The 24,122-nt window shown below is 33.3% G+C and carries 14 protein-coding genes; 6 read left to right on the plus strand and 8 right to left on the minus strand.

The window, feature by feature from the left end:
* The first annotated feature begins 392 nt into the window (after positions 1-392).
* The 4 genes from HN894_06035 to HN894_06050 all read left to right on the plus strand — a co-directional run bounded on the left by HN894_06035 (position 393) and on the right by HN894_06050 (position 5,936).
* Entirely contained in the window at positions 393-2,264 is a 1,872-nt protein-coding gene (locus tag HN894_06035) for an ABC-F family ATP-binding cassette domain-containing protein (protein ID MBT7142878.1), read from the plus strand.
* Between the two features lie 118 nt (positions 2,265-2,382).
* The gene (gene ligA, locus HN894_06040; protein ID MBT7142879.1) at positions 2,383-4,383 is read left to right on the plus strand and encodes an NAD-dependent DNA ligase LigA; all 2,001 of its coding nucleotides are present in this window, start codon (positions 2,383-2,385) and stop codon (positions 4,381-4,383) included.
* A gap of 73 nt (positions 4,384-4,456) precedes the next feature.
* Entirely contained in the window at positions 4,457-4,948 is a 492-nt protein-coding gene (locus tag HN894_06045) for a hypothetical protein (GenBank protein MBT7142880.1), read from the plus strand.
* 82 nt (positions 4,949-5,030) lie between these two features.
* Entirely contained in the window at positions 5,031-5,936 is a 906-nt protein-coding gene (locus HN894_06050) for a 4-hydroxy-tetrahydrodipicolinate synthase (GenBank protein MBT7142881.1), read from the plus strand.
* 286 nt (positions 5,937-6,222) lie between these two features.
* Here HN894_06050 and HN894_06055 read toward each other — a convergent pair whose 3' ends face one another.
* The 6 genes from HN894_06055 to HN894_06080 form a co-directional block, all read right to left on the minus strand.
* On the minus strand, positions 6,223-12,219 hold the full coding sequence (locus HN894_06055; protein MBT7142882.1) for a T9SS type A sorting domain-containing protein: 5,997 nt from the start codon (positions 12,217-12,219) through the stop codon (positions 6,223-6,225).
* A 334-nt stretch (positions 12,220-12,553) separates the two neighbouring features.
* Entirely contained in the window at positions 12,554-13,573 is a 1,020-nt protein-coding gene (locus tag HN894_06060) for an FKBP-type peptidyl-prolyl cis-trans isomerase (GenBank protein MBT7142883.1), read from the minus strand.
* 113 nt (positions 13,574-13,686) lie between these two features.
* Entirely contained in the window at positions 13,687-14,184 is a 498-nt protein-coding gene (locus HN894_06065; GenBank protein MBT7142884.1) for an FKBP-type peptidyl-prolyl cis-trans isomerase, read from the minus strand.
* 116 nt (positions 14,185-14,300) lie between these two features.
* Positions 14,301-15,239: a hypothetical protein gene (locus tag HN894_06070; protein MBT7142885.1), complete on the minus strand. Its 939-nt coding sequence runs from the start codon at positions 15,237-15,239 to the stop codon at positions 14,301-14,303.
* A 74-nt stretch (positions 15,240-15,313) separates the two neighbouring features.
* A complete protein-coding gene (locus HN894_06075) occupies positions 15,314-16,111 on the minus strand; it encodes a DUF2797 domain-containing protein (protein ID MBT7142886.1) in 798 nt (265 codons plus the stop codon).
* Between the two features lie 427 nt (positions 16,112-16,538).
* A complete protein-coding gene (locus HN894_06080; protein MBT7142887.1) occupies positions 16,539-19,976 on the minus strand; it encodes a T9SS type A sorting domain-containing protein in 3,438 nt (1,145 codons plus the stop codon).
* Positions 19,977-20,271: 295 nt separating this feature from the next.
* On the opposite strand from HN894_06080, the gene HN894_06085 reads away from it, so the two are divergent.
* Complete coding sequence (locus HN894_06085; GenBank protein ID MBT7142888.1) at positions 20,272-21,741, plus strand: lamin tail domain-containing protein; 1,470 nt, start codon at positions 20,272-20,274, stop codon at positions 21,739-21,741.
* Positions 21,742-21,961: 220 nt separating this feature from the next.
* Here HN894_06085 and gap read toward each other — a convergent pair whose 3' ends face one another.
* Positions 21,962-22,957, minus strand: a complete 996-nt coding sequence (gap, locus tag HN894_06090) for a type I glyceraldehyde-3-phosphate dehydrogenase (GenBank protein ID MBT7142889.1) — start codon at positions 22,955-22,957, stop codon at positions 21,962-21,964.
* A gap of 247 nt (positions 22,958-23,204) precedes the next feature.
* On the opposite strand from gap, the gene HN894_06095 reads away from it, so the two are divergent.
* Complete coding sequence (locus tag HN894_06095; GenBank protein MBT7142890.1) at positions 23,205-23,822, plus strand: hypothetical protein; 618 nt, start codon at positions 23,205-23,207, stop codon at positions 23,820-23,822.
* 194 nt (positions 23,823-24,016) lie between these two features.
* Here HN894_06095 and HN894_06100 read toward each other — a convergent pair.
* Positions 24,017-24,122 (minus strand): hypothetical protein (locus HN894_06100; protein ID MBT7142891.1); only part of this gene is annotated, 106 nt, incomplete at its 5' end.

Below are 24,122 nucleotides of genomic sequence, written 5' to 3' on the forward strand. Positions count from 1 at the left end.
TTTTAAAAAAAACAATAGAGAGCAAATGTATAATTTAATGTAGAAATAACAAAAACAATTTTGCTTTTTCATAAACATATTTTTTTTTGAAGTGAATTTGTTTGTAGTACAATAAGATAGATGGAAATATTTATTTTAAGTAAAAATTAACAAAATTATTTATGGAATAAAAATATTAAATATTTTCAGTTTGCATTTTCTATAGATTATTCTGGATGAAGATTTAGAAGAACTTTAGAGGAAAAGACAATATGAAGGCAACTCCTGTTTTTTAAGTCATTAGTTGTCATTGTTATATATGATATTTAAACAACAAAATGAACTAAGAAAAAAAAATGAGCTAAATCAAAATCAAAAATTCCTATTTTTGAACAAAATTAATATAAGTAAAGTTGAACACAGTAATTAGTTATTTGCAGATTGAAAATATTTCTAAATCATATGGCGATTTATTGCTATTCGAAAACGTGTCATTAGGAATAAATAAAGACGATAAAATTGCTCTTATTGCAAAAAATGGAGCAGGAAAAACCTCATTGCTTAATGTTATTGCTGGAATTGAAAGTGCTGATTCTGGCAATATTTCTATTCGCAATAATGTAAATATTGAATATCTTGATCAAGATCCATTGCTTGACGAAAATTGTACAATCATTGAACAAGTTTATAATTCATCAAATGAAATTGCTGCAACAGTTAAGGAATACGAAGAAGCAATAGTTTCAACAAACAAAAAGTTGATACAATCGGCAATGGAAAAGATGGATGCCCTAAATGCCTGGCAATACGAAGTTAAGGTAAAACAAATTCTTAGCCGACTGAAAATTGACAATTTTTATCAACCCATAAAAGAACTTTCTGGAGGACAGCGAAAAAGGCTTGCATTAGCTAAAGTTTTGATAAATGAACCAGATTTTCTAATTCTTGATGAGCCTACAAATCATCTTGATCTTGATATGATTGAATGGTTGGAATCCTATTTAAAAAAGTCTAAAAGTACTTTATTGATGGTTACTCACGACAGGTATTTCTTAGATAGAGTTTGTACAGAAATTGTTGAATTAGACGAAAAGCAAATTTTCTTATATAAAGGGAATTATTCATATTTTCTTGAAAAAAGAGAGCAAAGAGTAAAAAATACAAATGCCAATATAGAAAAAGCCAGAAATCTACTTCGGACAGAATTAGATTGGATGAGACGTTCGCCTCAGGCAAGAACCACAAAATCTAAATCGAGAATTGAAGCATTCTATGATCTTCAGGATGTTGCATCTCAAAAGACGAACGACAAGCAAATAAAAATTGATATTAAAACTTCGAGATTAGGAAAAAAAATAATAGACATATATTATTTGAACAAAAATTTTGGAGACATAGAAATCCTAAAAGATTTCTCATATAAATTTGTAAAAGGCGAAAAAATTGGAATAATTGGAAAAAATGGTTCCGGGAAAACAACTTTTGTGAATTTGATTACAGGAAATGAAAAAGCAAGTTCCGGAAAAATTGACATTGGTGAAACCGTAAAATTTGGTTATTTCAAGCAAGATGGAATTAAATTCAAAGAAAGCCAACGAGTAATTGATATAGTTCGAGAAATAGCAGAGCTTGTAAGTTTCGGTGTAGGAAAAAAAATGTCGGTAACTCAGTTCCTAAATTATTTTCTTTTCCCATCAGAAATGCACTACAATCGAGTATCGAAACTCAGTGGGGGCGAAAAACGGCGATTATACCTTCTCACTGTTTTGATGAAAAATCCTAATTTTTTGATACTCGATGAACCAACCAACGATTTGGATATTTTAACTTTAAATGTCCTTGAAGAATATTTGCAAAACTTTCCGGGCTGCGTACTAATTGTTTCGCACGACAGATATTTTATGGATAAAATAATAGATAGAATGTTTGTTTTCGAAGGCAATGGGGCACTGAAAGATTTTCCCGGAGACTATTCAAACTATCTTGACTATAAAATTGCAAAAGAAAAACGAGAAAAAAAGTCGATACCAAAAACTACAAAAGAAAAAGTTAAGAAGCAAAATCCTAACAAACTGTCCTACAATGAGCAGAGAGAATTAGGAACACTCGAAAAAGAAATTCAAGAACTTGAAACCGAAAAATCGGAGCTGGAAATTGCTCTGAATGCTGGAAATCTTAATGCCAATCAATTGAATGAAAATTCAAAACGATTAAACAAAATAATTGAATTGATTGATAAAAAGGATAATAGGTGGTTAGAGCTTAGTATGATTGAAGAATCATAAATTTTGAGTATAAATTTGAAAGCACTGCAACATTTGTTTTGAAATATGAAAATGCTCGAAACTGAAATTTCAAAATTTATTAGTCGAAAAATATACCTTATATATAAGCACATTTTTTATGAAAAAGGAGAATGTTAAAAGTCGGATTGAAAAGCTAAGAAATCAGCTTGAATTGCACAATCATAAATATTATGTTTTATCAGAACCATCAATTAGCGATTTCGAATACGATGTATTAATGAATGATCTGATTTTTCTTGAAAAATCTAATCCGGAATTTTTAAGTTTAAGCTCTCCAACACAAAGAGTTGGCAACTACATAAATAAAGAATTTGCACAAATTGAGCATAAATATCCAATGCTATCGCTTGGAAATACTTATTCGCAACAAGAACTTTTAGATTTTGACAACAGAATAAAAAAGAATATCGACATAGATTATGAATACGTTTGCGAACTAAAATTTGATGGTGTAGCCATCGGTTTGAATTACGAAAATGGAAATTTAAAACATGCAGTTACACGTGGCGATGGAAATAGAGGAGACGATGTTACAGACAATGTAAAAACAATTCGGAGTATTCCACTAAAATTGCATGGCGAAGATTTTCCCGAAAAATTTGAAATCAGAGGTGAGATTTTTATTTCTCATGAAGGATTTGAAAAATTTAATGCCGAACGGATAAAATTAGGAAAATCTTCGTTTGCAAATCCTAGAAATGCAGCTTCGGGTACTTTGAAAATGCAAAATTCTGCTCTTGTTGCCAAACGACCTCTCGATTGTTTTTTATATCACTTGATGAGTGAAAACCTTCCTGGCGATTCTCATTTCGAGAACCTACGAAAAGCAAAAGAGTGGGGATTTAAAATACCGGAATACAATAAAAAATGTAAAAAAATTGAGGAAGTTTTTGAATTTGTGAATTTCTGGAATTCCGAAAGAAAGAATCTCCCATTCGATATTGATGGAATTGTTATAAAAATTGATTCTCTGCTACAACAGGAAGATTTAGGATTTACTGCAAAATCGCCTCGTTGGGCAATTTCCTACAAATTCAAAGCCGAGCAACAACTCACAAAACTGTTGTCGGTAAGTTTTCAGGTCGGACGAACAGGTTCAATCACACCAGTTGCAAATTTAGAACCCATTCAGCTTGCAGGAACTACTGTCAAAAGGGCTTCTTTGCATAATGCCGACCAGATTGAATTGCTCGATATTCGATTAAACGATTATGTTTTTGTAGAAAAAGGGGGCGAAATTATACCTAAAATTGTTGGTGTTGACCAAACAAAAAGAATCGAACAAAGTAGTCAATTAGAATTTATAAAAATGTGCCCTGAGTGCAATACCGAATTAGTTAGAAAAGAAGACGAGGCAAATCATTTTTGTTTGAACGAAAACGGATGCCCTCCACAAATTAAAGGGAAAATAGAACATTTTGTCAGCAGAAAAGCTATGAATATTGGATTGGCTGAAGCTACCATAGATTTACTATTTAAAAATTCTTTGCTGAAAAATGTTGCTGATTTATATGAGCTAAAATTCGAGCAGCTATTGTTGCTCGATAGATTTGCCGAAAAATCGGCTCAAAAATTAATCGACAGTATTCACGATTCTATAAAGGTTGAATATCATCGTGTTTTATATGCTCTCGGAATTAGATTTGTTGGCGAAACTATTGCAAAAATTCTTGCATCATCAACAAAATCGATTGATGAACTGGCTAATACAAACTTTGAAGAACTAATTGAAATAGAAGAAATTGGGGATAAAATTGCTGAAAGTTTGCAAAAATATTTTGCCGATGAGAAAAATGTTCAACTTATCGAACGACTAAAGAAATTTGGGCTGCAAATGTCTGCAAAAACTAATCGGGCAAACATCACTGATATTTTAAAAGGATTGACATTTGTTATTTCAGGAAAATTTCAAAAACATTCTCGAGACGATTTGAAATTAATGATTAGTGAGAATGGAGGTAAAAATATTAGTTCAATTTCGAAAAATACAAGCTATCTTTTGGCAGGCGAAAAAATTGGACCATCGAAAATGACTAAAGCCGAAAAATTGTCAATAAAAATTATTAACGAGGACGAATTTCTTGAAATGTTAAATTAATTTCTAATTTTCTAAGTAATATTGTAAAGTGAAATATTTCGAAAAAATAAGACAATTTGTTGCCGAAATTTTAATGAAAAAGCAAATTTCTAAACAAGGCAGAAAAAAAAGTACCTCTAATTTCGATCTGTCGAAAAATATTGGTGTAGTTTTTAATTCTACCAAAAATGAGAATCTTATTTCATCCAAAAAATTTATTGATTCTTTGGTTGATATGAATATTGAAGTTACGGGATTAGCTTTATATGAATCAAAAAAAATACCTGATCATTTAGTTCAAGACGAAAAATGTATTTTTTTCAATAATCAAGATTTTAACTTTTTTTATCAAGCAAAGACAAATGAAATAAAATCTTTTATCAAAAAAGATTTCGATATTTTAATTGACCTTTGCATTGAAGATAATTTTTTAATAAATTGTGTAGTCGAATTGTCGGCTTCGAAATTTAAAGTCGGCAAATATGACAAAAAGAAAAATTATGATTTTATGATTAATATTAAAGATGGAGATTTAGATTTTTACATCGAACAAATTATTCTGTATGTATCCAGTTTAAAAGTTTAGTTTATGTAAGTGATTGAAATATCAAAATTCAAGTTCTTAAAAATTAATAATTTCGTGTTATAAATTTTATAAAAAATGTATTATGGACACTGCAAAATTTAAAGGTACTGGCGTTGCACTTGTAACTCCTTTCGATTTCAATAAAAATATTGATTTCGATTCGCTCGGAAAACTTATTGACTATCAGCTATTGAATAATATCGACTATTTTGTGGTGCTTGGCACAACTGGCGAATCTGTTACATTGTCGAAGGAAGAGAAAAAATTGCTTGTGGAATTTGTTATTGAAAAAGTAGATGGTCGAAAGCCAATAGTTGTAGGAATCGGAGGCAATAATACGGACGAAGTACTCAAAAATATTTATGAATTTGATTTTCAGGGAATTGATACAATTTTGTCTGTTGCACCTTATTATAATAAACCTAATCAGAAAGGATTATACGAACATTATTCGAAAATAGCAGAAATATGTCCTGTTCCAATTATTTTATATAATGTTCCGGGTAGGACAGGAGCAAATATGGATTATCGGACATGCCTGAGACTTGCAAGAGATTTTGAAAATATTATTGCTGTTAAGGAAGCTTCCGGAGATATTTTGCAAATAATGAATATTATAAAAGAAAAACCAAGAGATTTTATGGTAATCTCTGGCGATGATGCACTTACCTTGCCTTTAATTGTTATAGGTGTAGAAGGAGTAATTTCGGTAACAGCAAATGCTTTTCCACAGGTTTTTGTTAAAATGATGGAGAACAGTTTAAAGGGCAATTTTTATACGGCCAGAAAATGCCATTACGATATGATAAATATTATTGATACTTTGTTCTCAGAAGGTAGTCCTGCAGGAATAAAGGCTACATTGTCGATTTTGGAAATCTCTCAAAATTATCTTCGATTACCATTAACTCCTGTTTCACGAACTACTTATTTAAAATTGCAAGAACAGGTTGAAAGATTGAAACAACGGCAAGCGGTTGTGTTTTAATTTTAATAAACATAAATACTAAATAGTGTCTCTAAGAAAACAGTTCAAAATTAAAAACATCTCTTTTGCGATATTTCTATTTTTCATTTGTTTAATACAAAAGCATTTACTGCATGAAAGAAAATAGAAATATCATCAAAAATAAATTATTTTATAAAAATTACCTGTTTTCTTAGAAACACTATACATTTGATAGACCTCTGTATATTCACTGATGCAGAAATCTTAAAAACAAAAAAACCCTCAAAGAATTCTTTGAGGGTTTTTTTATTATAGGAAGATGAGTTTATTTAGAAATGCTCATCTGTTTAGTTGCAACAAAATTGTCAGTAACAATTTTATAGAAATAACTACCGGCTGCATGATCATTAGCAAAAAATTCTACTGAATGACTACCTGCACTATAATTATTTGAAACAACATTTTCTAACAATTCTCCAAGAACATTATATACATTAATTTGAACGTATGTGTCTTCAGGAAGATAAAAGTCAATTTTTGTTGATTTTGCAAAAGGATTTGGAATATTCTGATTTAGTGCGTAACTAACATTTTCTGATAAAGCAAGTTTGCCAACAACACTAATTCCATTGCTTTCGAAGTTTTCACTACCTTCAATCCAATAGATTACTTCAATATTTTGCTCATCATTTGAATTATTGCTCCAAAGTTTGATTGTATATTTTTCACCATCCGAAATAGCTTCAGTATTTTCAGTTGTGAAATCGTCTCCCCAAACTGCAATTGCAATATTTTCACCTGTATAAACAGTGCTACCAATAAGCTCATTTGAAGAGTTAAAAACTCCAATTTCATCTCCTAAAACAGGAAGATTAGTCCATGATTCTACAGGAATACCGAGAATCATACTGTTTCCTGTATTCAAAACATTTGAGTATTTTACAGGAGCTGTATTAATAATACCACTTTTCGCTGCATTTGCTGTGTTTGCAGGATATGTAAGTATTGTAGCAGCAGTTGTTTTAATTTGATATCCTTGACCTGGCATAATATCTCCAATTGCATTAAGTCCGTAAAGTGGCCAGTAAACTAAACCAATTCCGTTTTTAACAATTGTGATATCTGAAACTATTGGTGCTAACATAGTTGCTATGTTTGCAGGACTTTGACGTAGATATCCAAGGTAACTCCAACCATTAGGTATTGAAATTGGTGCAAGTTCAGGAACAACAGGTGTACCTGTAACTTCAAGCATTTGATAAGTATTCATTTTTACTTGATAACCTTCTCCAATTGTCAAAGAACCTATTGTATTTAGCAAATATTGTGGCCAATATACCATACCCGAACCGTTTTTAACAATAACTACATCTGAAATTACTGGTGCAAAAACAGCTTCTAAGCTAGGATCGGCAGGATTCATAAATGTTGATATAATACTCCATCCTTGTGCTAATTCTACAAATTGAGATAAAGCTGGAGAAACAGCAGTTAGTGATCCAATTCCACTCATTCCGTTACTAAAGAATAGGTCGGTATTTGGGAAGAATCCTACCAGATAAGTTGCAGTTGCATCAAACTCTTCACCAGTTGAAGTTTTGTATAATTTCCATGTAAATACTTCATTTTGAATGAAACCATCAACAATATTTGCAGTGTCTAAACCGTCATATCCGAATGCTGCAATTGATGTTGTTACACCTGTCCATTCAGCCAAACCTCCACATGCAAGGTCTCCATTATCATTTGTATAGAAAACTCCAATGAAATCTCCAATCTCAATTGGTTGTCCGTCAATAGTAATATCAGCTACCATCATAGGTGGTTGATTTGGTATAAGTATAGTATGATTTGTTCCTGAAATATTTACTGGCCATGGTGCCAATAAATCACCGGTAATACTTAAATTATAAGTTCCGAAGCTATTATAATATCCATATACTTTTGCATAATAGGTTCCTGTTGACAGTTCTGGAATAGTAATTTGAGAATTATTCCCAATTCCACAAGCTACAAAATCGTCGTCGTTGAAAGCAATGTATTGCATAGCTCCACAATTGTCCCAAACTTCGAGTATAGTATTGAAACCTGATCCACAAAGCGATACTACAACATTTACATAATTATCATCTAAAGTAAAACTCCACCATGCAACATCATTAGGACCTGTTGTAACGCCAGTAACAGCAGGGCTATTGATAATTCCATAATAGGTGGCATCTACACATTCCTGAGGAAATACACATGTACCATCATCGGTGTTAGCCAATGGATTATAGTTTAATGACAATGTATCAAGACAACCATAAACAACAGCTACACAAGAACCGTCGTCGGTGTTAGCAAGTGGATCGAAATTGAATGAAGTTGGGTCTGTACAGCCATAAATAAATGGAACACATGAACCATCGTCCATATTCGCAAGTGGATCATAATTTAACATCATGGTATCAGTACAACCATACACAATAGGAATACAAGAACCATCATCGATAGTTGCAAGTGGATCATAATTTATTGAATTAATATCTGTACAACCATAGACTGGTATTGTTTCAGTAATAATAAAATCAAATGCACCTGGTCCCCAGTAGTCATCCCAGAAAAGGTAATATGTTTCTCCTAAAGTAACAGAGAAGTTTAGATCTGAGGCGTAATTATATTCAGTACAGTATGCATCGTCATTGAAATACATATAGGTTCCTCCACAACTTGCATAAACTTCAAGTCTTGTATCTTCTAATTGTCCCGAAATACATGTAGTAATGTTTACATCTCCTGTTAATGTTGGATTATAAACAAACCATTGATTAACTCCTGTTGCTGCATTTGTTCCAGGATAAGCAGGAATTGGATTTGCACAATCGCTACCAGGTAGAATTGAAGCTGTTATTGTATAAGTAACCGCATCAAAACATGTTGTATCATTTGGATCAGAAACGGTACAGGTAACATCATAAGTTCCAGGTGCTACATAGGTATAAGTATATGAATCAACATTGCTTGTTGTTCCTCCATCTCCAAAGTCCCAATCGATTGTATATCCGGCACTGGCATAAAGATTATTTAAAACAAAATCGAATGACAGGTCTCCATTATCACTGTATGTAAAGTCTGCATCAAGCATACAGCCAGCTCCACAAGAAACTGTTACAGATCCACCGGCAGGCTCAACTCCTCCAACTCCATCAGAGAATATGGTAACTCCATTTCCGTCGGTTACTGTATATGCATTTTCATATCCCCAACTTCCTGGGGTATAAGCAAATGATAATAAATCTCCATCAAAAGCAGAAACAATATAAGTCTCAGGACCTGCGCCACTTGCTAATGTAATTCCAGTAAGACTAACACTTCCGTTTACACTGACATCTAATGCTCCGCCATTCCATCCATCGCCATAATCATCAGTTAAGGAAATTGTATAATCGCAAGGTGTTGGGCAAACTGCAGAGAACGAACCACCAGTAGGTACTACTCCTCCAATACCATCAGAAAATGCCAGAATACCATCGGCATCATAAAAATTATAGCTATTTTCATATCCCCAACTACCTTCAGTATAAGTAACAGAAACAGCATCGCCATTATTTACCATCAATGAAACTAATTCCGGGCCAGCGCCTGAAGCTAAAGTAACTCCACTTAAAACAACTGAACCGTTTAAACTTATATCTAAAGTTCCGCCATTCCAGCCATCGCCATAATCATCCAGTAGCTCAATTGTGTACATACATCCACCGAAAGGCATTTGAGTTGTGAACATCCACTGATCGCAAGCACTTGCAGTTCCAAATGCATTGTAAGGTTCTACAGACCAAGTATATGTCATTGAATAATCAAGGAAAACTGGTATATATGAAGTAACATTTCCAACATCAACGCTGGTTCCGTTTAGTGTAAAATAATATCCATCGGCACCTGAGGCAGCATTCCAGCTAAATGTTGGATATCCTGCATCTAGATTAATGTCTGCACTATCCAAAGGTAAAGTATATGTTACACAAGCTGGTGCCTGTACTAAAGCTTCTCCAATTGAAATGTTATCTAAGGACATATCTGAAGTGTAACCATTACCTCTTAAACCTCTGAATCGAAGTTTAACAGTCATATTTGCATAGGTAGAAAGACTAACTCCATATTCAGACCATGCATCACCACCGGCAGTATGTTGCTGACCAATAATGGCAGGAGCTACATCTAATACCCAACCTGAGCCGGCATCAATATCTATATGAAGTTCTCCCATATCTATACCGTACATATGATAGTAAAAAGTAAGATATGGATTAGTTAAAGCTGACAAATTAATTGGAGGACTAATCATATGACCTGCATCACCAAGTACTCCACCAGAAGTTTCAAGGAATACATAAATTCCGCCTGATACTCCATAGTTTGTATGATCGTAAAAAGGTCCTGTGCTACTTGAGTTTTCATTTGCTCCTGTAGCATCTTCAGTTTCCCATTTAGGATTTACAGTGCCTTCAAGTGTCCAGCCATTTGTAAGCATACCTCCATATTGAGCCGCGGATTCTCCTTCAAAATCAGCAAGATATGGGAATGTAGAAATGGTTGGGTCATTCATTGTTGTAAAAGAATAGGTTGAACAACCGGTAGCAGAGCCATTTGTGTTGTATGAAACTATAGACCAATAATATGTAGTTGCATAAGCAAGTCCGGTTGGCATATAGCTTGTAACACTTCCTACATCAATACCATTAGAAACATTAGTAGGTGGATTATCAGTTCCTAAGAAAAGATAATATCCATCAGCACCGGCTGCGCTACTCCATGTAAGGCCTTCGTTAAGGTCCAGACCAACTGCAGCATCAGCAGGGAATGTTAAATTCGCACATGATGGCGGTTGAACATTTTCAGCTACTGAAATATCATCAAGATATAAATAGTTAGTAGCATATTTATTAAAATGGTAGAAACGAATAGTAACAACATTTCCTATGTAAGAAGCAAGACCTTCAATTCGTTCTGTATGCGGAGTAGCTGCTCCTGCTGTTTGAGTCGCAAACAATTCTGTCCAGGTACCTGATCCATCATTAATAAATACCCAGAAGTTATTGTAATTATTATTATACTGATATCCTAAAGCATAAAAGTACTTTAAAGCTGGATTTGTAGCAGTTGTTAAGTCAACAACCACATCAAGATATTGGGACCATGCTTCATGCGATCCACCTGGTTGTCCTTTTACCCAAGCATCAGCCTGACCACTTGGAGTTGTAAATCCGGAGCTTAAATCAGCAAAAGCTTCTAAACCAAATGATCCGGTATTTGCAGCAGTTGCAGAAGTTTGCATAGTTCCATTTGATGCTCCTACCGTAGTTAACCAGTATCCGGGAATGAATCCTAGTTCCCAATCTTCGGTGAAAGGTAAGGTTTGAGTTGGATTGCCCATAGTTGTAAATGACCATATAGTGCATCCTGTAGCATTTCCACTTGTATTATATGGCACTATGCTCCAATAATAGGTTGTGTTATAAGTTAATCCTGAATATGCATAAGTTTGTGCTGTTAGCATATCTGTTCCATTTACAATATTTGTTGGATTTGCAGTTCCGCCACCGTCAGTTCCAAAATATAAATAATATCCATCGCAAAAAGCCAGGTCCCATGTTAAGTTCCCAAATACATTGATACTAATTGCAGCATCTATTGGGAAACTTGGAGTAGTACATGTGGGAGGTCCTGAAGCAGCAGTGCCATCAAACTGCATATTTGGACGTTGCATAAAAGTCCCTGAGCTTAATGTATTTGCACAAATTCCGGCTGCGTCAGCTCGATAATGCAAAGTAGAACTAAATGTTGTTGCTGACTGGTTTACAATGGCATTATTATTATAAGCAGTATTATTAAAACAAGTCTCAATAATCAGATTACTTGTTCCGTCCCAAGATATTGGGTTTGAAAAAGTATGAGTATTCCAACCCGTAACCTCTATATATGCAACATTTAGATATACACTTGTTAATCCTGTTTCCCATGTTGATAAAGCTGAAGTTGAGGTAAATCCGGCTTTAATTTCAAAATTAGTTAGTGGACTACCATCAACAGTTACAACATCAAAGGCGACTGAATTGATTGGACCAGCAACCATTCCGGCAGCACTCAACTCAGAGGCTAAAATCAGAAATTGATGTTTAGCACCATACCAAAAATTACCATATGGAGCAGGATAACCAGTGCTGGTATTATTTATTGTTCCAGTTCCCACAGTAATAGTCGTAGCAAACATTGCCAGACTATAGAAGGTTAAGAAACTAAAAAGAGCCAGTCTTTTTAAAAAATTGTACTTAGCTTTCATAAAATTAAGTTTTTAGTTAGTAAAAAAGATTAATAGTTAATTATATTTATTTTAGGGATTATTCCATAGAATATATGAATAATTTGCTTCTAATATTTAAACACTTTTTCGTCATATTTCAAAAAATTACAGTTAGCTAAAATACAGTTTCATTTTAAATACAGCAAATAATATAATTAAAAAAAAACAATTAATAGGTTTTCGATAGATAATGCTTTGTTTTTCATTATGATATGCATGGTATTTTTTTATAAAAAAAAGAACCATTTTCAACTGAAAATGGTTCTTTTGATAAATATCTTAACAATTATTGAAATTATCCAAAATTTAGATATTATTTTTCAATAGATAATAATTCAACTTCAAAAATAAGTGCCATATTTGGTTCTATTGGTCCTCCCGGTCGAGGATTTTCTCCGTAAGCTATATCAGATGGTAAGTAAATTATCCATTTAGACCCGACTGGCATCAATTGGAATGCTTCGTCCCAGCCTTTGATTACCTGTCCTTGTCCTAATGTAAATGAAAATGGTTGCCCTTTTTCTACTGAGCTATCGAATACAGTCCCATCTGTTAAAGTTCCATGGTAATGTGCGTTTATTTTTTCTCCTACTTTTGGAATAGCTCCTGTACCTTCTTTTACAATCTTGTATTGCAATCCGCTTTCTAAAGAAGTAATTCCGGGTTTTGTTTTATTTTCTGCGAGAAATGCTTCACTTGCTTCTTTGTTTTTAACTAACTTTTGTTGACGCGTTTTCTCTGATGCTTTTTGCAGAATCATATTAGCTGTTTGAGCATCAACTAAAAGTGTTTTTGCATTTAATACATCATCCAATGATTTTAAAATATAGGATATATTAATGTCGTCGTATCCTTGTTTTCTGAAAAAACTCCCAAGATTGATACCCCAACAATAACTTATGGTGTCGAGTTCATTGTTTAAGTTCGTGCTATTACTATGAGTAGTTTTGTCGATTTTTGCACTTCCGGGATTGTTTTTTTCGTCTTGCAGTGCTTTAGTATAAGTTTGCAAATAAGTTTGTGCTTGTTGTTCGTCTAATAATAACTGCTTGGAATTGTAAGAGTCAAGAAAGGAATGGGCAAGAGCTTTCATATTTATACCAATATATCCCTGATTTTTCAGATAGTTGCCAATATTTATTCCCCAACTGTAGTCAATTGAATCGTTTTCAGTTGATAGACTAATGTTTTCAGGAATTGATATGTCTTGCTCAACCGATTTTTCTGTTTTTTTATCAGTCTTAGTATCTGTGTCGGTTTCGTTTGCATTGTTGCATGAACTAAAAGCGAATAATCCGACACTTAGGATTAATCCTAAAAATTTTAATTTCATAATTTTTTTACTTTTTAATTTAACATTTATAACAAAATTTTCGGCGGCAAAGATAGGTATTTAATTTGTGGAAGGAATTTTATTTTTTTTCATGAAAAGTGCCCTCGCAGCAATTATTTATCAATAGATAATAATTCAACCTCAAAAATTAGCACCATATTTGGCTGAATTATTTCACTAGGAGTCTGAACTTCACCATATGCCAATTCCGGAGGAAGGTAGATTATCCATTTCGATCCAACAGGCATCATTTGAAATGCTTCATCCCAACCTTTTATAACCTCAGCTCGTCCTAATGTGAAAGAAAATGGTTGGTTTTTATCTACCGAACTATGGAAAATAGTACCGTCAATCAAGGTTCCATGATAATGTGTTTTTATCTTTTGTCCAATTTTAGGAATTTCTCCTGTTCCCGCTTTAATTATTTTATATTGTAAGCCGCTTTCTAAAACTATAACACCTGGCTTCTTTTTATTTTCAGCCAGAAACTCTTCACTTATCTTTCTGTTTTTTTCTAATAATGTCAGGTTTTTTTTTGGAAATATACTTTTACAAGATTGAAATACAAACAAACATACAAAAAAGAATAATCCTATATGATTTAACTTCATAATTATGATTTAATTAGTGTAACATTAAAAATTTTGATATAAAGATAGAAGTACATTTTTAGAAGGATTTTTCTTCCTGGCTTTTATCCTTTCGCTTTTGGCAAATTGCCAATAAGCTATTTCCGATAAACAAATTTCAAAATATTTCCTTTTCCTTTTTTGCCTTCGTTCGAAATATACATTGTGCCTTTGGGATCGAAACAAATTCCTTCAGGTTTTTTAAAAATGCTTTTATTGAGATGCTCCACAACAATTATTTTTCCGGATAGGTCTGATACGATTAATATTTTCCCAACAGAAGCGAGGATGTATAAATTTTTTGAAATAGGATGTATTGCTATTGCTGATGGTTTAAATTTCAATTTTCCGGTTTCTTTGTCAATTTTCTTTGATAGCTCTTCAGGTGTCGATAATGATTTAGTTTTTTTTAGTTTTACTAAAACCGAATCCGGGTTTAATGAAATTATAGGTTCGTGATCAATTTTATTATCCTGTAAACTATACGAATAAATTGTTCTGTAAAATTCCGATTTCACTTTTGAAATATAGGCTTCGTCTTTACATGCAAACAATAATTCGTTTTTGTCGGTGTTGTATGCAAGTCCTTCTGTATTGTTTTTTTTATCTAATGCAGTATTATAAATATTCAATACGTATTTTTTATCTTCAAAACGAACAATTTCATAAATCGTTCCATCACTTCTCAACAGATAGGCTGTCTGACCAATAATTTCTAAATCTTCAAAATCTCCATCTTTTCCATAATCAATCTCTTCTGTCACAGTTCCTGATTCCAAATCGAAAATATAGATAGCTAATCGTTCGTCTTGTATGCAGGCAAGACTTGTTTTATCATAGATAGAAATTCCAGAGATTTCTTTCAAAGATATCGGAAGAACAAATACCTCATCGGGAGAATTTAATTTATATGCAATTGTTTCGTTTTTGGGACTGATCGTATCCTGATTTTCCAAATCTAAATTAGATTGACCGAATATAGTAGGTATGGCTGAAATAATTAGAATTGAAATAAGAATAGTTTTTATGTATTTCATTTTTAAAAATTTACTTGTGAGAATTTACAAATTATACCGGTTTTAAATATCAGTTTCTTTTTTTGGATAAGGTTTTATGAACTTAACGAAATATAATATCCTCCATACTTTCTCATATTTATAACAAAATCATTATCGAAAATAAGGTATTGCCCTTTTATACCTACAAGTTTAGCTGAGAATGAATTTGTTTTTTCCAGATTTATCGACTTTACTTTTTTCGGATATTGATTGACTGGGAAATTTATTTCAGTAATTTCATCCATAGACGAGAAAAATTCAGTTGCAATTTCGGGGATAAACTCTTTCAATTTTTCTTTTTCTTCTATAAGGTTAACATTATTCAGAAAATCGTTTGTTAACATTTTTCTCCAGTTTGTTTTGTCAGCAATGTGTTTTTTTATTGCAATTTCAATGATTCCGGCAAGATATCTGTTCGGAGTTTTTGCAAATTTTATTGCTTTTGTAGCACCCTGATCAATCCATCGGGTAGGAATTTGAGTTTCGCGAGTAACACCAACTTTCAGATTGCTTGTTAAAGATAAATATACAAAATGGTTTTGAAGGCAATTGTTTTCAGCCCATTCCATATCTCGCGAAATTCCTAAATGTGCTTTGCATAGTTCGGGTTTTAGAATGCACTCGTCAGTTTCAGGCAAACTAATAAAGCATGGATAGCAATATCCTTGCGAAAACGATTTTTTGATTTTCTTATTACATGAAATACAGTTAATTACACCCGCATAATTTAGCTCAATTTCGTTATTTAGAAATTGGTTCATGTGAATCAATTCGTTGCCAATTGGCAAATAATACTCAACACTAGAAGCCAATTTTGTTTTCATTTTCAAGATGTTACCTTCTGCTATCATATTTATATGAATAAATTCTCAAAAGTAACAATTTAATAGTAAATGTTGATTTTTCAAGTTATTATGAAAATTGAAATAGAATATTTGTAGTTAGTGGTTCTAAGAAAACAAGCAATTTTTATAAAACAATTTATTTTTGATGATATTTCTATTTTCTTTCATGCAGTAAATGCTTTTGTATTAGACAAATGAAAAAAATAGAAATATCGCAAAAAGAGATGTTTTTAATTTTGAACTGTTTTCTTAGAGGCACTAGTTACTCAGTTTCAGAAATTCGAAGTCAATGATATTCTTTCTCTGTGAAACTCAGCCGTGATAGCTATCGGGACACAAAGTAACTCAAAGATTAAATAGGAATTATTAAAACCCTGTATGATTTTTACTTAAAACAACTTTATTTCCAAATATTAATCTTGCATGGTAGCTATTATTCAATAATGATTTTTTCAGTAATAGTTGTTCTACCCCGTTTTATTGATACAAAATATAAACCTTTTGGTGCATTTGTGGTATTAAATTCAATATGTCCGGCTTTGACACTAAAGATTATGAATACTTCCTGCCCAATGCTATTAAAGATGTGAATTTCTGCTTCCTCAATAAAGTCACCTTCTACAACAAAATAATCTTTTGCCGGATTAGGATAGAGATTTATATCGCTTTTAGGATATAGTTCTTCATAGGTCAATGGGAAATCAACTGTAAAGTTGAATATTATAGATCCACCAAAATCAGGCTCAAGTTGGTGAACGATACCTCCGCCAATCTGGCGGAAATACATATAACCGCTACCATCGTTGTTTGCCCAGAAGTTGATACCATCATCATCCAGGTCGCTTACAATTAGGGAGTAACAACCTACTCCCAGATTAAATGTATCCTTATAAATAGTATTCGCTGACATTCCTGATCTACTGAAAATTAGGTTTCCGGCATCGTCGAATAATTCATACTTACTTTCCAGTGGTTGGCTATTTGTTTTAAACTGGAAATAAGAGTTTGAAGGAATTACTTTAGGAATACTGAAATCTGTAGAGCTGGAGTTATTATAGCTGTATTCATCGCTTCCACCATTAGGATTACTGATTTCTACATGGAAGTAGTTGTCCGTAGTTGATATTGTACTCCACAAACTTGATGGAGAAGGAAGTGTTACTTCCTCATCTGCCAGGAAGTCAAGGCTACCGTTCCATGTGTAAGTTTCTTTAGAAGTGGCACCGTTTACCCAGTAATCAAAGGTTAAAGAAGTAAGACTTGTAGCACCTGTATTCCGGATTAGCACTTTCGGATTAGCACAAATCGAATTGGTTCTGAAGTATTCAACCTGATTTGTAGGTGCGGTAATGGCAACAACAGAAGCATCCAGAGTGAAATTAGGATTGCCATAGGTCACCATTTGATTATTCACAATATAGTTTGAACTTCCTGTGGCAGTATAAAGTCCATAATCGATAGTTATGCTATCTCCTGGAGTAACATATGGTGTTGCATCAAATTCAGCTGGATCAGAAGGCATCCCCGGACACCATCCTGCACGGTCATAAATCCATGTTCCTCCCTGTGGGTAAATAGGATTCTCTGCACATTCCGTCCACTCTGTCCATACAAATTCATGATTTCCTCCATCAATATCCAAATAATGACTTCTAGGGATGAACTCACCCTCCTGCCCGTGCCCGGTAATAACTGATCGAAGTTTAACATAGCTTGCCACTGGATCGATATACATTTTACGTGGCTCAAAATACTGATCGTCCAGAATACTATGGTAGGATCTTCCTCCACTGGGCGGACGCCAGATTTGCCTGAAATCAATCACATCATGTGGAGGAGTGCCGACTATGAAAAGGAAACTGATATTCATGTCTTCCTGCCATGCTCCATATTGAACCACAATGCGCTTGGAACCTCTCAAAACCGGAGTAAAATCAGTAACATCAAAAGTCCAGGTCTTTCCTTCCATTCCTAAATCAAGATTGATACCATAAGGTGTAACAAAGGACATTAATTCCAATCGTCCAACATATCTGTTGTAATACCTAAGATCAATTATATGAATAGTATCAAATGCTGTTACAGGTATAGAGTCTATGAGAACACCACTTTCAACATCGTAAATATATTCGGGAACTGTTTCCCAGTAGAAATTAGTACTTGCAATATTAATGCTGTCAGACAGACCTGTTCCAAGCCTTGGTATAATCTGGTATTCAGTAATGGTATTTGGTGTTTTAGGAATAGAATCCAGCAGAGTATCATTCACAACTAAAAGGTTATAACTTCCCTGCAGGAATGTAACTATAGGTCTTTCCATTGTTTCTGCGAAGAATCTGTTCAAATCTATACCTCTGTCATATTTCCAGATCGGTTGGTTGTTAAAAGTGCCTGTCATTGCATTTCCTGATGCATCAGCTGAAGTTGTCCCAATTCCTTCATCCAGTTGATAATAGGCTACAAGATTACTGTATTTCGGATGTGTACTATCAATGCTTGAATACATCCAGTTCTGAATTTCTGTTTGGCTAAGTTCTGTATCCCAAATTCTTAACTCATCAAGATTTCCGGTATAAGCATAACTGTAGTTAGAAACTTCAGAACCCAATATCATTGAATCAAGGTTGATTGTTTTTATTTTTCCGGTCCCTGAATGCCAAAGATTGCCGTTTAGATAAGCTTTCATATCTCCTGTCACCGCATTTTTTGTAAAGGCCCAGTGATTCCATTGTCCCTCTACATCAGAAGGATTTATGCTTGTATAAATTCGATCATAACCGGTTCCGTCATTTCCACAATCAAAATAAACATTGCCATTGTTCCATGGATTATGCACATTTAATTGTCTGTTAAAATTGGTATCTCTCGCTGCTATAGAAGATGTTGTATTATTAGTAATCCCTATGTCCCCTTTAGTCCATAGGGACACTGTTATTTCATTATAGATACTACCCATTGCATCTGTTGGAATATCAACATTGCCGGTGGCGGTATTAATGCAGTATCCATTTTGGACATAGAGACCGTTGTTTCCGGAAGTTAAATCACCATTAATTGCCAATGCAGTTGATGGAATAGTATTAGTAAAAGAAAATTCAATAATAACATTGGAAATTCCATCCCAGTTAAAAGGAGTATGGAACTGTAAACGATTGTTTCCAGTCACAAATGAGGTGTTGGCAAAATAACACTCGTTGAATCCAGAAGTGTCAATGCTTGCAGCTGCTAATACTGTAAGACTTGTATGCTTGATACGTACTCTTAAGAAATTTGCAGTGCCTACGCTCAATGCGTTCAGAATAATTCCGTCAAGATCTCCTGCTATTACTCCTGCTGTTGTTAATTCTGCCTGAGTAAATAAATACTTTGATTTTCCTGAATTCTGATCTGTTGGTAACACATGGCTAAGACTCGTTCCTGTATTTCCTACTGGTGATTGAGTTTCTGATACAACTGTTGTTCCTGATGTATTTTGCTGAATATAGCGATAGAAATCATAGGTGGTTTGCGTGGTAAAAGGATAAGTCGTACCTGAATAATTAGTGATAGTATGTGATTTTTGTATTGAAATGGAAGAATCCACACGCGATGAATCTATCACAAATGTATTGCAAGAGTAATCCCACTCTCCGCAACCAATGTTTGTCTGTCCGGTGTATGGCTGGGATACTAAACCATCTGTACAACGAATATTATATAACATCAAAATCTTCTCATATCTAACCCCTGAAATATCTGGAAAATCTATCAAAGTATCACGTGTTGTTGAGGAATGAATAAAGCTTTGTACTTTAATGGTGTCTCCGGGAGTTTGTGCTAACAAACTTAATGATAGAAATACTGCTAATACTGTAACCAAAAATTTTCTCATATTATATATGTAAGTGGCTGTCTTTTTTGACAGTTTGCAAATATAGTTTTCATATATGATTTTTGCAAATGATGATTGGAAACGGAAACAAACTCTGCTGGGGAGCAACTTGTATGGTATAGAATCATCCCTACAAAGTATAACACTGAAACGGATTTCATTTCCCTTTCCTTTTTTGAAGGTATAATTAGTTTCTTTCAAGAAAATGTATTATTTTGCTAACTTTTAAATAAAATATTAAGTAATGAAGTACAATATGCAATTAAACTTTCAATATTTGTCTAAAAAGTTGTTTTTGAGCTTTTTAGTCATCTTATTCGTTTTTTCAAATTTATTTGGGCAAGGAAATTATGACATTGTTATAAATGAATTTTTAGCGAGCAATAGCACTGATGCCACCGATAATTATGGCGAATACGAAGATTGGATTGAAATATATAACTATGGAAACACAACAATAGACATTGGTGGTTTGTATATCACAGACGATTTGACAGATTTGTTGTTGTGGCAAATTCCTGATAATCAGCCCGATTCTACAAGTATTTTACCCGGTGAATTTTTGGTTCTTTGGGCAGATAAAGACACGGAACAAGGAGTTTTACACATTAATCTGAAGCTTAGTACAAATGGCGAAGAGATTGCTATTGTAGAACATACATTAACAAATGACTATATTATCGACTCAAAAGTTTTTGGACTACAAGTAGTCGATGTTTCTTACGGCAGATTTCCTGATGGCTCTACCAACTGGGAAAGTTTTAATACAACTACTTTTGGCTTGTCAAATATTTCGAATTTAGGACCTCCACCGACAATTATTTCCGGAATTTATATAAACGAATTTCTTACAATCAACGACTCCAATATTGTTGATAATTATGGCGAACACGAAGATTGGATAGAGTTTTACAATGCTAGTTCTGATACTGTTGATTTGGGTGGTTTGTTTGTTACCGACAATTTGAGTGTTCTTAATTTATGGCAAATCCCGGATAATCAAAGCGATTCAACAACTATATTGCCCGGAGAATTTCTACTATTTTGGGCAGATAATAATATTGAGCAGGGAGTTTTGCATCTTAATTTTAAGCTTAGCGGAAATGGCGAGCAGATAGGTCTGATACAAATTATCAATAGTGATATTAACTATATCGACACATTAAGTTACGGAATTCAATATTCAGATTCGTCCTATGGAAGAACGCCCGATGGAGGTGCCAGTATGCAATATTTTGAAGAACCTACACCAAATTTCAGCAATATTATTGAAGTTATTCAAAATGTAGATTTACCTGCCGGCTGGAGTATTTTTTCAATTTACATGAATCCGGTTGAAGCTTCATTCGATTCTGTGTTTTCATCTATAGTTCAGAATGTTATTTTGGCGAAAAGTGAGACTGGATTGATTTATTGGCCCCTATATGGTATAAATGGAATTGGAGATTTCTCCCTTGGTCGTGGCTATCAAATTAACATGACAAATCAAGCAACTTTAAGTGTTTCCGGAGATTTGATAATTCCTGAAAACACAGTTGTATCTTTGAACTTTGGATGGAATATCATTGGATATTTGCGAACCAGTCCAATGTCGATAGAAACAATTTTTAATGGAATTACTAACAATGTGATTATCGTCAAAAGTGGAAGTGGTAGCATTTATTGGCCTCAATATAATGTGAATAGCATTGGAGATATGCACCCTGGACAAGGATATCAATTAAAAACACTTAATGCTGAAACTTTGATTTTTCCAGCTAATTGATTTTATAAGAATTATAAAAAAAATGCTGATTATTTGAATAATAATCAGCATTTTTTGTAAATGTCCAATATGAGATTAGCTATATTCCTCTAATATTTAAGGGGAGTTCTAAAAATAGTAAAATTCAAGCGTAAAAAATTTTAATAGCAGAGTTTACTTTTGTAAATGAGCATCTTAAAATTTTGAAGCAACGCAGGAGTTTGCATTTTTAGAAGTACCCTTAAAAAAGTTTCTCAGCCAAATCAACAACTCTGCAAGAATATCCCCATTCGTTATCGTACCAAGAAAGTATTTTTACTGTTTTCCCAACAACCATAGTTGATTGTGCATCAAAAATAGAGGAGTTTGTGTTGTGAATTATATCAACAGAAACAATTGGATCTTCAGTATATTCCAAAATTCCTTTCATTGGTCCTTCAGCAGCTTCTTTTATTGCGGCATTAATTTCTTCTACTGTAGTTTCAACTTTTAGGTTTGCAACCAAATCGACAAGCGAACCGGTAGGTGTTGGAATTCTAATTGCCATCCCGTCTAATTTTCCATTAAGTTCGGGAATAACTTTTCCAACTGCTTTTGCAGCACCTGTAGTTGTAGGAATTTGAGAAACAGCACAAGAACGAGCTCTTCTTAAATCGGAATGTGGCATGTCAAGAATTGCCTGATCGTTAGTATAGGCATGAATTGTAGTCATTAATCCGTTCTCAATTCCGAATTTGTCGTTCAACACTTTTGCAACAGGTGCCAAACAGTTTGTTGTGCAAGATGCGTTCGAAACACATTGGTCTTCTGGACGCAAGCTTTCGTCGTTCACTCCGAGAACAATCATATTATCAATTTTGTCTTTCGAAGGAACTGTTAAGATTACCTTTTTTGCTCCATTTTTCAGGTGATCGCCATATCCGCCTTTTGGACTTTCTTTCTCTCTAAAAATACCGGTCGATTCAACAACTACATCAGGTTTTTCGCCCCATGGAATGTTTATCGGACTTCTTTCAGCACTTACAATTATTTTCTTTCCATTTACAATAATGCCTTCATCATCAAAGGTAACCGTGCCTTCAAATTTACCTTGAGTAGAATCATATTTTAGCAAATGAGCTAAGGTTTTTGTGTTTGTAAGATCATTAATTCCTACTATATCAATGTTTGAACGTTCTAAAGCAATTTTAAAAACATTTCTTCCAATTCTTCCGAATCCATTTATTGCTAATTTAATCGCCATAATTTTTACTTTATTTGTTAAATAATCATTTTTAATCGGCTGCAAAATTATATAATTTTTTAAATTTTTTGGCAAAAACCTCAAAAGAAGGTTGTAAATTTTTACTGTGGAGTTGTTTTTAAAATGAAAACATATTGTTAAGTTTGCAGAAACCTAATAATATAGACTAAAATGTAATAGTATTTCTCATTTCAATTTATTTTGATAATTGACTATTGAAGTATTTTTAATATTAAACATTATGAATTTTATAAAACTATTAGTTTCCTTATTTATATTGATTTCAATTCAACAAAACTCTAATGGTCAAATGATTCTTCCTTCTTACTCTATTAGAATTCATTTAAGTCCAGAATGTTCAGATAGTATTAATGTTGAGTATTATAATGAAGAGTTTTTTATTGTTGATCACAGTAATGGTATTTTATTCAGAAGTAAAAAAACTGACACTATTTTTAAATCTATTAATTACAAATGGTACACTGATTCCTTTCGGCAACCCCCGTATAAAAAAGGTATTGTTTTAAAGAGCGACTCCATTGGTTTAATTGATTATTGGGCAAGCGAAATAGCTTACTTCTCGGATGTAGGAGAGTTTCTTGAGCGTTTTCGTTTCAAAACTAAATTTGGTCTTTTTGCAAGATATGTTGATTCTTGGTCTCTTAATTTTTATCAAAATCAAATTTTAAAATTTCCGCTTTTTCTGCCATTAGGAGTTTATGCCAGATTTCCTCTACGGTCGGGCAAATTTGGTAAGAAAATCTTCAATTATTACTCGAAAAGGAAACTGATGGGACGCTTCAACTATAATGGGGAATTGGAAAATTCTTTTGGTTATTATGAAGATATATATATATAAACAAAAAGGTTTTAGCCTATATTGATAAAGTTTCTTATTATACTGATTATAAAAATAAGAGAGTTTTTGTTGGCCAAGAAGCCTCTCCAATAATTCAGGTTTACGATTTCGATGGAAATTTTATCACAAAATTTGGGGAATCTCCACCTGAAATTAGTACTTGGTAATTGTAAATATATTATTGCTACAACTACTTATAATGGTTTGATAGTATAATTCCAATCTTCTCCATGAAATTCATGTTTATATATGTTAATTTTTTCGAAATCTGATTTAGATATTTTAATCCCTGTTTCATAG

Source organism: Bacteroidota bacterium, from assembly GCA_018692315.1.
Classification (GTDB): domain Bacteria; phylum Bacteroidota; class Bacteroidia; order Bacteroidales; family JABHKC01; genus JABHKC01.

Coding starts and splice junctions, on each gene's coding strand:
- ligA (MBT7142879.1), top strand. CDS start 2,383: ATGAAAAAGGAGAATGTTAAAAGTCGGATTGAAAAGCTAAGAAATCAG.
- HN894_06070 (MBT7142885.1), bottom strand. CDS start 15,239: ATGAAATACATAAAAACTATTCTTATTTCAATTCTAATTATTTCAGCC.
- HN894_06065 (MBT7142884.1), bottom strand. CDS start 14,184: ATGAAGTTAAATCATATAGGATTATTCTTTTTTGTATGTTTGTTTGTA.
- HN894_06050 (MBT7142881.1), top strand. CDS start 5,031: ATGGACACTGCAAAATTTAAAGGTACTGGCGTTGCACTTGTAACTCCT.
- HN894_06075 (MBT7142886.1), bottom strand. CDS start 16,111: ATGATAGCAGAAGGTAACATCTTGAAAATGAAAACAAAATTGGCTTCT.
- HN894_06080 (MBT7142887.1), bottom strand. CDS start 19,976: ATGAGAAAATTTTTGGTTACAGTATTAGCAGTATTTCTATCATTAAGT.
- HN894_06060 (MBT7142883.1), bottom strand. CDS start 13,573: ATGAAATTAAAATTTTTAGGATTAATCCTAAGTGTCGGATTATTCGCT.
- HN894_06055 (MBT7142882.1), bottom strand. CDS start 12,219: ATGAAAGCTAAGTACAATTTTTTAAAAAGACTGGCTCTTTTTAGTTTC.
- HN894_06045 (MBT7142880.1), top strand. CDS start 4,457: ATGAAAAAGCAAATTTCTAAACAAGGCAGAAAAAAAAGTACCTCTAAT.
- HN894_06095 (MBT7142890.1), top strand. CDS start 23,205: ATGAATTTTATAAAACTATTAGTTTCCTTATTTATATTGATTTCAATT.